This is a genomic window from Streptomyces sp. NPDC052052, assembly GCF_040680455.1.
GTDB lineage: Bacteria > Actinomycetota > Actinomycetes > Streptomycetales > Streptomycetaceae > Streptomyces.
On record NZ_JBFAWU010000016.1, the window covers coordinates 98,705 to 110,759 of the forward strand.

A 12,055-nucleotide genomic window follows, 5' to 3' on the forward strand; every position below is an offset into this window, starting at 1 on the left:
CGCCTGATGAATGCGGTTCAGCGCTTGGCCCGGGCCGCCTTCGGCGTGACCAGACGGCTGCCCGTCCAGTCCTTGCCCGCGCTGATGCTCTTGGTCTGCGCGAGACCGGCCGTCTGGGCGGCCTCGTTGATGTCGCTCGGTTCGACGTATCCGTCACGGCCGGTCTTCGGCGTCATCAGCCAGACCGCGCCGCCGTCCTCGATCAGACCAATGGCATCCACCAGCGCGTCCGTAAGGTCGCCGTCCTCGTCGCGGAACCACAGCAGGACGACGTCAGCGACGTCGTCGTAGTCCTCGTCGACGAGATCCTGGCCGATTGTGGCCTCAATGCCCTCACGGAGCTCCTGCTCGACGTCGTCGTCGTAGCCGATCTCCTGGACCACCTGTCCGGGCTCGAACCCCAGGCGTGCTGCCGGGCCGGTCCGCTCCTCCGCGTGGTCCGCGGTCGCGCTCACGGGTTGCCTCCTGATCATGTTTCGGAAAGTGCTTCAGCCACGCGCGCGGGCGCGGGGCATTGGCCGTAGTCCACACGGGAGCGGCGGATCGCGCAAGTACCCAGCGTCCGAGACCGCCTGAACGGTGACGTTCCCTGCCACGTCACCGCGCTGTCGGCAGGTCCCCGCGGGTCCCGCAGCCACCACACCCTTTACGTCCTTCCACAGCTTATGCCGTTTCGGTCCGCCATTTGGAGTCGAACGTCCTTTGGGAACGCTTGAACGGGTTGGGCGTATGGTTGCGGTTTGGGACAGCCCATCCCCGCGCCACGGACGCGATGTCTCGCAACACAGCGGTTACCCCGCAGTAGAGATGACGTTTGCGCCCTCGCAGTACACGATGGTGATGGCGTACTCGCGTGTACGTCCCGGGGGTCCGTTCTCCCGTCGTCGGGCCCCGTCGAGCAGCACCCGAGAGCGAAGGAACAGCGTGGCTTCCGGATCCGATCGCAACCCGATCATCATTGGCGGCCTGCCGAGCCAGGTCCCGGACTTCGATCCCGAAGAGACTCAGGAGTGGCTCGACTCGCTCGATGCCGCCGTCGACGAGCGGGGCCGTGAGCGTGCCCGTTACCTGATGCTCCGACTGATCGAACGCGCGCGCGAGAAGCGCGTCGCCGTGCCGGAGATGCGCAGCACGGACTACGTGAACACGATCGCCACGAAGGACGAGCCGTTCTTCCCCGGCGACGAGGAGACCGAGCGCAAGATCCTCAACGCGACCCGCTGGAACGCGGCCGTGATGGTCTCGCGCGCCCAGCGCCCGGGGATCGGCGTCGGCGGCCACATCGCCACCTTCGCCTCTTCGGCCTCGCTGTACGACGTGGGCTTCAACCACTTCTTCCGGGGCAAGGACGACGGCCTGGGCGGCGACCAGATCTTCTTCCAGGGCCACGCCTCCCCCGGCATCTACGCCCGCGCCTTCCTGCTCGACCGGCTGAGCGAGGCGCAGCTCGACGCCTTCCGCCAGGAGAAGTCGAAGGCGCCGAACGGTCTGTCCAGCTACCCGCACCCGCGGCTGATGCCGGACTTCTGGGAGTTCCCGACCGTCTCGATGGGCCTCGGCCCGCTCGGCGCGATCTACCAGGCCCGGATGAACCGCTACATGGAGGCGCGCGGCATCGCCGACACCTCCCAGTCGCATGTGTGGGCCTACCTGGGCGACGGCGAGATGGACGAGCCGGAGTCGCTGGGCCAGCTCTCCCTCGCCGCCCGCGAGGGCCTGGACAACCTGACCTTCGTGGTCAACTGCAACCTGCAGCGGCTCGACGGCCCGGTGCGCGGCAACGGCAAGATCATCCAGGAGCTGGAGTCGCAGTTCCGCGGCGCCGGATGGAATGTCATCAAGCTGGTCTGGGACCGCTCCTGGGACCCGCTGCTGGCGCAGGACCGCACGGGCATCCTGGTCAACAAGCTCAACACCACCCCGGACGGCCAGTTCCAGACGTACGCCACCGAGTCCGGCGCGTACATCCGTGAGCACTTCTTCGGGGACGACCCGCGGCTGCGCGACATGGTCAAGGACATGACCGACGACCAGATCCTGCACCTGGGCCGCGGCGGGCACGACCACAAGAAGGTCTACGCGGCCTACGCGGCGGCCAAGGCCCACAAGGGCCAGCCGACCGTGATCCTCGCGCAGACCGTCAAGGGCTGGACCCTGGGGCCGAACTTCGAGGGCCGCAACGCGACCCACCAGATGAAGAAGCTCACGGTCGAGGACCTGAAGCGGTTCCGCGACCGGCTGCACATCCCGATCTCGGACAAGCAGCTGGACGAGGGCTACCCGCCCTACTACCACCCGGGCCGTGACTCGGAGGAGATCCAGTACATGCACGACCGCCGCAAGAGTCTGGGCGGTTACGTCCCGACCCGTGTGGTGCGTGCGAAGCCGCTGGTGCTCCCCGAGGACAAGACGTACGCGACCGCGAAGAAGGGCTCGGGGCAGCAGTCGATCGCCACGACCATGGCGTTCGTCCGCATCCTGAAGGACCTCATGCGGGACAAGGAGATCGGCAAGCGCTTCGTGCTGATCGCGCCCGACGAGTACCGCACCTTCGGTATGGACGCGTTCTTCCCGAGCGCGAAGATCTACAACCCGCTGGGGCAGCAGTACGAGGCGGTGGACCGCGATCTGCTGCTGGCGTACAAGGAGTCGCCGACGGGCCAGATGCTGCACGACGGCATCTCCGAGGCCGGCTGCACGGCGTCCCTGATCGCCGCCGGCTCGGCGTACGCCACGCATGGCGAGCCGCTGATCCCGGTGTACGTCTTCTACTCGATGTTCGGTTTCCAGCGCACCGGCGACCAGTTCTGGCAGATGGCCGACCAGCTCGCGCGCGGCTTCGTCCTGGGTGCGACCGCCGGCCGTACGACGCTGACCGGTGAGGGTCTCCAGCACGCGGACGGCCACTCGCAGCTGCTCGCGTCGACCAACCCGGCCTGTGTCGCGTACGACCCGGCGTTCAGCTACGAGATCGCGCACATCGTCAAGGACGGTCTGCGCCGGATGTACGGCGAGAACAGTGAGGATGTCTTCTACTACCTCACCGTCTACAACGAGCCGATCCAGCACCCGGCCGAGCCCGAGAACGTGGACGTCGAGGGCATCCTCAAGGGCGTGTACCGCTACCGCAGCGCCGACCGGGGCGAGATCCCGGCGCAGATCATGGCGTCCGGTGTGGCGGTCCCGTGGGCGGTGGAGGCCCAGCGCATCCTCGCCGACGAGTGGAACGTCCGGGCGGACGTCTGGTCGGCGACCTCGTGGAACGAACTGCGCCGCGAGGCCGTGGAGGTGGAGCGGCACAACCTGCTGCACCCGGAGGAGGAGCAGCGCGTGCCCTACGTGACGCGCAAGCTCTCCGGCGCCGAGGGCCCGTTCGTCGCGGTCTCGGACTGGATGCGGTCCGTACCGGACCAGATCGCGCGCTGGGTGCCCGGTGCGTACCAGTCGCTGGGTGCGGACGGTTTCGGCTTCGCCGACACCCGTGGCGCGGCGCGCAGGTTCTTCCACATCGACGCGCAGTCGATCGTCCTCGCGGTGCTCACCGAGCTCGCGAAGGAGGGCCGGATCGACCGTTCGCTGCTGAAGACGGCGATCGACCGGTACGAGCTGCTGGATGTGACCGCGGCCGACCCGGGCGCGGCCGGCGGCGACGCGTAGGCACGACGGACGACAGCCGAAGGGCGGCGGGATCTTCTGATCCCGCCGCCCTTCGGCATATCCGGCCGCGTGCTTCCGGACGGCCGGTCAGTGCTCCTGGACGGCCGTGTTCTCCCGGCCGGTCAGTTCTCCCAGACCTTGAAGGCCCTGACCTGGTACGGGGACTGGGGTACCCAGGTGCCGCCGCCCGGATAGGTCTCGAACTCGCCGGTCTCGGCGCACTCGGCCGACTGATAGGTGGTGACGGGCCGGCCGGTGCGGTTGACGAGCGCCTGGGCCGTGCTGCCCGCGGTCAGCGGCACACAGCTCTCGATGTCGATCGTGGAGAGTTCATGGGTCTGCCGGGCGCCGGTGAAGTCCGGCTTCGCCCAGAGGCAGAGCTGGCCGCTCTCGCACGTCCCGAGGCCGGCGGACGAGGAGCGGGCCGCGGCCTGCGGGGCCGTGGAACCAGTCGTGGCCCGCGAGTGCGCGGAGTGGGCCGCGGCCCGCGGGATCAGGGCGGTGGTGGCCAGGACGGCGGCAAAAACGGCCGTACGCATGGACTTGGACATGGGCATGGACGTGGAGATGGACATGGGCATGGACCCCCGTGGTCGTCTGCATCAGTTGTCCGCACCCTGACCCGCCGGCCGGCGTACGGGGAAGGGGCCACGGCTCCACACCACCCAGATAGGCGACAGCCCCGCCGGAACGTTCCGGCGGGGCTGTATTGCGTACTGCGTTGACGCCAGGGCGTCGCGGGGAGCGATCAGATGTGGCCCACGCCCGCGCCGGCCTCGGCGTTCTCACCGCGCTTGGTGAGGGTGGCGACCAGTGCGGCGACCGCCGCGACGATGCCGGCCACCATGAACGCGGTGCTCATGCCGGACACGAACGTGTCATGGGCGACGTCCGCGATCTTCGCCGCGACCTCCGGCGGAGTGTTGTCGGCCACCGGCGGTACACCGACCTCGACGGCCGAGGACGCGGCGTCCAGCTGCTCCGGCGCGAGCTCCGGAAGCTGGGCGTCCTTCCAGTTGTCGGCCAGCAGCGAGTCGACCCGGGTGGCCATGACCGCGCCCAGCACCGCCGTACCGAGGCTGCCGCCGACCTGCATGGCGGCCTGCTGCAGGCCGCCCGCGACACCGGAGAGCTCCAGCGGGGCGTTGCCCACGATGACCTCCGTGGCGCCGACCATCACCGGGGCGAGGCCGAGGCCGAGCAGGCCGAACCAGATCGACATGGTCAGCGTGCCGGTGCCGGCGTCCAGCTGGGACATGCCGAACATGGCGACCGCCGTGCACACCATGCCGCCGACCAGCGGGACCCGCGGGCCGAACTTGGTGATCAGGGCGCCCGCGAGCGGCGAGGCGACGATCATCATCCCGGTCAGCGGCAGCATGTGCAGACCGCTGTCGACGGCACTCAGCCCGTGCACGTTCTGGAGGTAGAACGTGACGAAGAACAGCCCGCCCATGAAGGCGAAGGCCATCAGCACCATCAGGACCGTGCCCGCGGACAGGGGTACGGACCGGAACATCGCGAGCGGGATCAGCGGCTCCCTGACGTTCTTCTGGGAGAAGGCGAAGACCACGAACAGGACCACGGCCCCGCCCAGGAAGCCGAGCGTCTTGTAGTCGCCCCAGCCCCACTCGGAGCCCTTGATGAGTGCCCAGATCAGGCAGAACATCGCCTGCGACAGCAGCACGATGCCGCCGATGTCGAAGGAGCGCGGCGCGTTCTCGGCGCGGTGGTCCTTGAGGATCACCAGGCCCAGCACGAGCGCGACCACACCGACCGGGACGTTGATGTAGAAGACCGACTGCCAGCTGATGTGCTCGACGAGCACACCACCGAGAATCGGTCCGCCCGCGGTCGAGGCACCGATCACCATGCCCCAGATGCCGATCGCCATGTTCAGCTTCTCGGCCGGGAAGGTGGCGCGCAGCAGGCCGAGCGCGGCGGGCATCAGCAGCGCGCCGAAGAGGCCCTGGAGCACCCGGAACGCGATCACCAGGGCAACGCTGTCGGAGAGGCCGATGGCCCCCGATGCCGCGGCGAAGCCCACGACACCGATGAGGAAGGTCTGGCGGTGACCGAACCGGTCACCGAGCTTGCCCGCGGTGATCAGGGAGACCGCGAGGGCCAGCATGTAGCCGTTGGTGATCCACTGGACGTCGGCGAGCGAGGCACCGAGGTCCTTCTGGATGGCGGGGTTGGCGATCGCGACGATCGTGCCGTCGAGCGCGACCATCATCACGCCGATGGCCACGGAGAAGAGCGTCAACCAGGGGTGGCCGCGCAGTCCCTTGGCGGGAGCGGGGAGCCCCTTGCCCTGGGGCTCCTGCGACGCCTTGTCGACGGTGGTCTGACTAGTCATGCGGGGGACACTAGTGTCAGCCGCTGACAGTTGACAAACCTATTCACAAGTCAGTAACTGTCATGTAGCTCACAGGTACGCTGAGCTGCGTAAAGCCGGAGAAAGAGGACCTTTTCAGTGACCCAGGGGCAGCGGGTCCCGCATCCGATCGGGGTGTGTGGACGTCCGGCGGGAGCGCACGATCATCCGGCGGGACCACCCGGTCGTCCGGCGGGTCTGCGGGAACGGAAGAAACGGCGCACCCGGGACGCCCTGCTGCACACCGCTCTCGATCTCTTCACCACCCAGGGGTACGAGGAGACGACCGTCGACGAGATCGTCGACGCCGTCGAGGTCTCCCAGCGCACCTTCTTCCGCTACTTCGCCGGCAAGGAGGCGGCCGCCCTCGCGATCCAGGAAATAGTGGAGTCGCACTTCCTCCTGGAGCTGCGCCGCCGCCCCGCCGCCGAGACCCCGTTCGAAGCGCTGCGCGGAGCGGTCTTCTGCACATGGAACAGCATCAGTGAGGCGATCGAGGCGGCCGTCCCGGTCGAACTCCACCTGCGTACCTATCGGATGATCGAGTCGACGCCGTCGCTGCTCGCCGCCCACCTGCGGCGCAGCGCGGAGCTGGAGAACCAGGTCGCGCTGCTGATCGCCGAGCGCGAGGGGCTCGACATGGAGACGGACCCCCGGCCGAGGGTCGCCGTGGCGGCGTTCTCCGGAGTGATACGGGTGACCGAGAAGCTCTGGGCGCGGGGGCAGGACTCCAGCATGGACTCGCTGCGGGCGATGACCGAGGCGCACCTGGACCAGCTCGGGCCGGCACTGGCCGGGAACTGGCGCGCGGGGGTCGACACCGAACAGGGGTAGCACCATGGAAACTCCGTTCGACGAATCGCGTTCCCCATCAGCGCGTCCGGACCGAACGCACAACAGCCTTGTCCCGACGGCCATATGCGACGCTCCGGGAGGTATCGCGCGCACCGACGTGCGCGACGCGCACCAACACAGCGCGAAATAACCGGCGTTGAATTCCGGACAGTCGGGTGATGTGTGTCACCCTCTTCACGGCTGCCCGTGCGCGTCTCCTAATGTGGGCGGGAGTGACTTCCTTCGACTCCTCCCCCACGCTCAGCGCATGGCGCGCGTTGCTCGCCGTCGCGGTGGTGTTCGTGATGCTGGCGACCACCGGCTGGACCGCCGTACGTCACCAGCGCTCCGACGAACCGCGCGCCCTCGCGCTCGCCTCCTGGGCACGCGGCCATGTGGCAGGGCGTGCACTGCCGGACGCCGACGCGCCACCGCACCGCATGGCCGCGTTCTTCGCCACGCTCACGGCCGCGCAACGCACCACCCTGGCCGACAAGTACCCCTTGGTCGTGGGCAATACGAACGGCGCCCCGGTCACCCTGCGCTACCGCGCCAACCGGCGGGCCCTGGTGCAGGCGAAGGAGGTCGAGCGCCGGCGCCTGCACGACGCCAGGCTCTCCCCCGACGGTCGTGCCGAGGCGCTCCGCCGGATGACCCGCTTCAGTTCGATGCTCACCCAGGGACGTCAGGTCCTGGCCTTCGATCCGTCCGGAAAGGGCCGCGCCGCCGAGGTGTTCGGTGATCTTGACCGGGCCGAGCGGATCTCGGTGATCGTTCCCGGCGTCGACACCAACCTGCTGACGCTGGAGCGGGACGCCCCCAAGGTGAACGCCGCCCCGGTCGGCATGGCGAAGTCGCTGTACGCGGCGGAGCGCGCCACACGCCCCGGCACCCGTACCGCCGTCATCGCCTGGGCCGACTACACCACGCCCGTCGGAATCGGCATGGACGCGGCACTGGGCAACCTCGCCGCGCGCGGGGCGGTACGGCTGAACGCGCTGATGAGGGCGCTGCCCGGGAACGCCCCTGTCTCGCTGTTCTGCCACAGCTACGGTTCGGTGCTGTGCGGTGTCGGCGCGCACCAACTGCCCGCCAGGGTCACCGACATCGCGGTCGCGGGCAGCCCCGGCATGCGGGTGGAGAACGCCGCACAGCTGCACACCGAAGCCCGGGTGTGGGCGACGCGGGACCAGGACGACTGGATCAAGGACGTACCGAACCTGGAGCTCGGCGGCTTCGGACACGGTGCGGATCCGGTCGACCCGGCCTTCGGCGCACGCATCGTCTCGGCGGGCGACGCGGTCGGGCACAGCGGCTATTTCGAGCCGGGCACCGCGAGCCTCGGCAATTTCGCCGCGATCGGCGTGGGTGCGTACACCTCGGTGAGGTGCGCGTCCTCCGACCGCACCTGCCGCGACGGGGTCACCGGCGACCGGGGCGTCTGACCGGACGGAGGGCGGGCGTACGCGCCGGGGCTCGCACCGAGGGGGACGAGCGGGCAGGTAACGGTCCGTGGGCGAGGGGCTCCTGGGTCGCCAGTCAGGTCGCCGACGGAACCCTGAACCCCGCCACCGGCACCGGCACCGGCACCCACCTCAGGCAGACATCGCCCACGATCAGAATCGCACTGCGATCACCCATTGCCCGCCTCGCAAATCACGATACGGTTCAGGACCTCGGCCTTCCCGGCCACTGCTGCTGGCAGTCTTGTCGACCGGTAGATTCGCGCTTTGACGACTTGATTCGGTTCCAGATACCCATGCTGGGACTGCCTGTTGGTCACGGCAAGGTCTGCCTCCCTCAAGTCCGCGCGCAGAAGTTCCGCATCGCTCAGGTCCGTGTACAGGAAGCTTGCCCCACGGAGCACGGCACCGCTGAGCTTGGCGTTTCGAAGATCAGCCGCCTCCAAGTCTGCGACCTGGAGGTCTGCGCCCCTCAGATCCGCGCCACGCAGATCCGCACCTTTCAGGTCGGCGAAGCGGAGATTTGCCCCGCGAAGGTCCGCCATGCTCAACACGGCGCCGCGAAGGCTAGTTCCTTCGAACCTAGCCTCCCGCAAGTCCGCGGCCCGCAGATCTGCCTCACGCAGATCACCGCCCCGGAAATCCATGTTGCGCAAATCGACCCATTCATCGGACAGATTTCTTTTGGCCGTCTGGCGATCACCGACAATGCCGCTCTCACGTCCTCGGACAGGAGCACCGACGGGGGATCCTCGCTTGCGTTCGCAGAGTCCGTCGGTTGGTCATCCGCCGCGACCTGGTAGGTCCGTATGTACGCGGCAAGGACGCTCACGATCGTTGCGTGGTCCTTCGCGGAGTCGTGCATGATGCGCTGCAGGGCATAGATCCCCCCGAGTCGTTCGGTGCGGTTGTCGGAACCCAGCAGTTTGATTGCCTCCACGTAGCGATCGGTGACCTGCCCTTCGCGTTCGATCTCGGCTTGCACTCGGTCCTTGTCCCGCGTGTGCTGCAGCGTTCGGTGCGTGTAGTACAGACCGACCGCTGCTAGGCCACCGGCCCCCAGGGCAGCCAGCGTGGTGCGGAAGCCGGTGATCACCACGCCGTCTGCCGGCTCGAGGTCCCGCGTGCGCAGATGGCTTCCGTCCAACCACCAGGGGCCACGCCATAACAGCAGCGCATAGCCAAGAACTGCAGCGCTGAGGACCAGAACGCCCCCGAGCCTCCTCATCAACTTCATGCCAGACATCATGTCGACGTCATGTCTCCGACGGATCGGTTCGCCCGCATCCATGCGAGCGCTGACAGATGATCTAGTCTCTGGACAGCCGCCCACGACCAGGCTGAGTGCCCCGAGAACCGGTCACACCAGCCCTTTGACCCACGCCTCCAAGTCGGTGGAGTCCGGCTTGAATTCGCCCTTGAGGGGATCGTGGCGGTCAATCCGTGGGGGCCCCACAGCCTGCGGCTGGACGAGTGGATTCGGTGAGGCTCGGTGCGTGGGGTGTGGAGTTCTTCTCATGGAGACGGCTTCAAGACCAAGGCAGATGCGCTGAGCGAGCTGGTTGCGGGAACCTCGCGGGACCGGCGCTTCGCGGATTGCTGGCTGCTCTGGAGGCGGACCACACTTCCTCTCCGCGGTGACGCCTGACAGAGCGGGCGGTCAGGCTCTGGTCGGGCGCGGTTCGTAGAAGGTGCCGTCGTGGAGCAGGGCTAAGAGGACGCCGGCCCGGCGTAGGGCGAGGCAGAGCAGTGCCTGGGTGTGGCGCTTGTCCTGGGCGATCTTCTTGTCGTAGGAGGCCCGAGAGGCCGGAGACTCCCTTGCGGAGCCACAAAGAAGGGCTGGTGGGCCACCCGCCCCGGATTCGCCTACTCGCGCACCGTGGCCGTCGCGCTCATGTCCGGGTAGCGGTCCCCCGCCACCTGCCCCGCGATCGGCTCCAGCAACGCCAACTCCTCGGCGCTCAGCGTGAGTCGGGTGGCGGCCACGTTCTCCAGCAGCCGGCTGCTCTTGCGGGTGCCTGGGATCGGCACCACCGGCAGGCCGTGCACCTGGGCACGCTGCTGCACCCAGGCGAGCGCCACCTGTGCGGCCGACACACCGCGCGCCGCGGCGATCTTGTGGACGGGCTCCAGCAGGGCGACGTTCGTCTTCGCGTTGTCGCCGGTGAACCGGGGCTGGAACGTGCGGTTGTCGCCCTCCGAGAGGTCCTTGGCCGCGTCCGTGAACGCCCCGGTCAGAAAGCCCCGGCCGAGCGGCGAGTACGGCACGAGGGTCACCCCGAGCTCGGCGGCGGCGGGCACGGCGCTGCGCTCCACGTCCCGGCTGAAGAGCGACCACTCCGACTGGAGGGCGGCGATCGGATGCACGGCGTACGCCTCGCGCAGCTCCGCGCCGGTCACCTCGCTCAGCCCGAGGTGCTTGACCTTGCCCTGCTGGACCAGTTCGGCCATCGCGCCGACGGACTCGGACAGCGGGACGGCCGGGTCGCGGCGGTGCATGTAGTAGAGGTCGATGACATCGGTGTTCAGGCGGCGCAGGCTGCCCTCGACTGCCTGCCGGATGTACGCGGGGTCGTTGCTCACGCCCCGGTAGTGCGGGTCGTCGTCCTTCCGGACGACACCGAACTTCGTGGCAAGGGTGATCTCGTCCCGGTGCGCCGCGACGAACGGGGCGAGGAAGGTCTCGTTGGCGCCCATCCCGTAGACGTCGGCGGTGTCGAAGAGGGTGACGCCCGCCGCCAGCGCCGTCTCCAGCGTCTCGCGGGCCGCGGCATCATCCGTCTCACCGTAGAACTCGCTCATGCCCATGCAGCCGAGTCCTTGCACCCCGACCTGCGGGCCACCGCTGCCGAGCTCCACGGTAGCGATCTTGTTGTCAGTCATCAGGCACATGGCCTTTCCGGCGCCCGACGGGCACCCGCATAGAAGCTGATCTTGTGATCGAGGACGGCGAGGGTGTCCTGGAGCTCCGCGATCCGCGCCCTGACGTCACGCCGGGTCGACTCCAGCAGTTCCTGCCGCTCCTCCACGGTGTGCTCGCCCTCGCGCACCAGTTCCGCGTACCGGACCATGTCGGCGACCGGCATTCCGGTCAGCCGCAGCTTGCCGACGAACGCCAGCCAGTCCAGGTCGCGGTTGGTGAACCGGCGCTGGCCGGTGTGCGAGCGGTCGATGTGCGGCATCAGCCCGATCCGCTCGTACCAGCGCAGGGTGTGCGCGGTGAGCCCGGTGAAGGCGACGACCTCGCTGATGGTGTAACGGTCCTGGCCGTCGGGGCGCGGATGCGGATCGGGGGCCGAGGCGCATGCGTCGGTCTGCGCGGAAGTGCTCTCCATCACCGTCATGGCCTCCACGCTAGAACCTTGGAGTGCACTCGAAGCAAGCACAACCAGGGGCTAGTTTCGGCGGTGGCCCTGCGAGGACAGCCACGGATGAGGCAGTGACGACATAGCCGCCCGCGCCGCCGCGGCCGCGCTCGACTGCCCTGTGCAGCGGCCGCCGCACCCTTCACCGCACCGCGTTGTAGGTGCTGCTACTCGGCTCCTGCTCGTGATCCTGGTGGTGGCCGTCGCGTGCAGCATGGGCGTGGACAGCGGGCGCCGGTAGTTCGCTGAGAGTGGGGCTGGGGCGGCCGCCACTAGGCGAGACGTTAAGCAGAGTTAAGCGGAATGGCTAATTTCCCATAACGAATCCCGGTGGGTTGGTCGCTGATTGCGTCTCATTG

The 12,055-nt window shown here is 68.4% G+C and carries 10 protein-coding genes and 1 pseudogene; 3 read left to right on the forward strand and 8 right to left on the reverse strand.

The features are described 5' to 3' along the window. Window positions 1-17: 17 nt before the first annotated feature. Window positions 18-455 carry a DUF3052 domain-containing protein gene (locus tag AB0L71_RS20425; protein WP_365244633.1) on the reverse strand — a complete coding sequence of 146 codons (438 nt, stop codon included), beginning with the start codon at window positions 453-455 and terminating at the stop codon, window positions 18-20. Window positions 456-924: 469 nt separating this feature from the next. Here AB0L71_RS20425 and aceE point away from each other — a divergent pair, with 469 nt between their 5' ends. Continuing rightward, entirely contained in the window at window positions 925-3,657 is a 2,733-nt protein-coding gene (gene aceE / locus AB0L71_RS20430; RefSeq protein ID WP_365244636.1) for a pyruvate dehydrogenase (acetyl-transferring), homodimeric type, read from the forward strand. A gap of 122 nt (window positions 3,658-3,779) precedes the next feature. Here the strand turns inward: aceE and AB0L71_RS20435 are convergent, their stop codons facing one another. Both AB0L71_RS20435 and AB0L71_RS20440 read right to left on the reverse strand, forming a co-directional pair. Next, complete coding sequence (locus AB0L71_RS20435; protein WP_365244876.1) at window positions 3,780-4,196, reverse strand: peptidase inhibitor family I36 protein; 417 nt, start codon at window positions 4,194-4,196, stop codon at window positions 3,780-3,782. A 209-nt stretch (window positions 4,197-4,405) separates the two neighbouring features. Further along, a complete protein-coding gene (locus tag AB0L71_RS20440) occupies window positions 4,406-6,016 on the reverse strand; it encodes an MFS transporter (protein ID WP_365244639.1) in 1,611 nt (536 codons plus the stop codon). A gap of 153 nt (window positions 6,017-6,169) precedes the next feature. Between AB0L71_RS20440 and AB0L71_RS20445 the strand changes: the two genes are divergently transcribed. Continuing rightward, on the forward strand, window positions 6,170-6,868 hold the full coding sequence (locus AB0L71_RS20445; RefSeq protein ID WP_365244879.1) for a TetR family transcriptional regulator: 699 nt from the start codon (window positions 6,170-6,172) through the stop codon (window positions 6,866-6,868). A gap of 233 nt (window positions 6,869-7,101) precedes the next feature. Beyond that, on the forward strand, window positions 7,102-8,313 hold the full coding sequence (locus AB0L71_RS20450) for an alpha/beta hydrolase (RefSeq protein ID WP_365244642.1): 1,212 nt from the start codon (window positions 7,102-7,104) through the stop codon (window positions 8,311-8,313). A gap of 188 nt (window positions 8,314-8,501) precedes the next feature. On the opposite strand, the gene AB0L71_RS20455 is transcribed toward AB0L71_RS20450, so the two are convergent. The 5 genes and pseudogenes from AB0L71_RS20455 to AB0L71_RS20475 all read right to left on the reverse strand — a co-directional run bounded on the left by AB0L71_RS20455 (window position 8,502) and on the right by AB0L71_RS20475 (window position 11,675). After that, the gene (locus AB0L71_RS20455) at window positions 8,502-8,978 is read right to left on the reverse strand and encodes a pentapeptide repeat-containing protein (RefSeq protein ID WP_365244882.1); all 477 of its coding nucleotides are present in this window, start codon (window positions 8,976-8,978) and stop codon (window positions 8,502-8,504) included. After that, window positions 8,879-9,568: a hypothetical protein gene (locus AB0L71_RS20460; RefSeq protein WP_365244891.1), complete on the reverse strand. Its 690-nt coding sequence runs from the start codon at window positions 9,566-9,568 to the stop codon at window positions 8,879-8,881. The genes AB0L71_RS20455 and AB0L71_RS20460 overlap by 100 nt, the downstream gene beginning before the upstream one ends. A 423-nt stretch (window positions 9,569-9,991) precedes the next feature. Further along, window positions 9,992-10,141: pseudogene (locus tag AB0L71_RS20465) on the reverse strand (IS110 family transposase); the annotation flags it as partial. Between the two features lie 56 nt (window positions 10,142-10,197). Next, entirely contained in the window at window positions 10,198-11,214 is a 1,017-nt protein-coding gene (locus AB0L71_RS20470) for an aldo/keto reductase (RefSeq protein ID WP_365244645.1), read from the reverse strand. Beyond that, window positions 11,214-11,675, reverse strand: coding sequence for a MerR family transcriptional regulator (locus AB0L71_RS20475; RefSeq protein WP_365244648.1), 462 nt, complete (start codon window positions 11,673-11,675; stop codon window positions 11,214-11,216). Before AB0L71_RS20475 ends, AB0L71_RS20470 begins: the two co-directional genes overlap by 1 nt. Between the last annotated feature and the right edge of the window lie 380 nt (window positions 11,676-12,055).

Excerpts from the sequence above, each read along its gene's own strand:
- AB0L71_RS20455 (WP_365244882.1), bottom strand. The coding sequence starts at position 8,978 with ATGGATTTCCGGGGCGGTGATCTGCGTGAGGCAGATCTGCGGGCCGCG.
- AB0L71_RS20470 (WP_365244645.1), bottom strand. The coding sequence starts at position 11,214 with ATGACTGACAACAAGATCGCTACCGTGGAGCTCGGCAGCGGTGGCCCG.
- AB0L71_RS20440 (WP_365244639.1), bottom strand. The coding sequence starts at position 6,016 with ATGACTAGTCAGACCACCGTCGACAAGGCGTCGCAGGAGCCCCAGGGC.
- AB0L71_RS20475 (WP_365244648.1), bottom strand. The coding sequence starts at position 11,675 with ATGACGGTGATGGAGAGCACTTCCGCGCAGACCGACGCATGCGCCTCG.
- AB0L71_RS20435 (WP_365244876.1), bottom strand. The coding sequence starts at position 4,196 with ATGCGTACGGCCGTTTTTGCCGCCGTCCTGGCCACCACCGCCCTGATC.
- AB0L71_RS20460 (WP_365244891.1), bottom strand. The coding sequence starts at position 9,568 with ATGAAGTTGATGAGGAGGCTCGGGGGCGTTCTGGTCCTCAGCGCTGCA.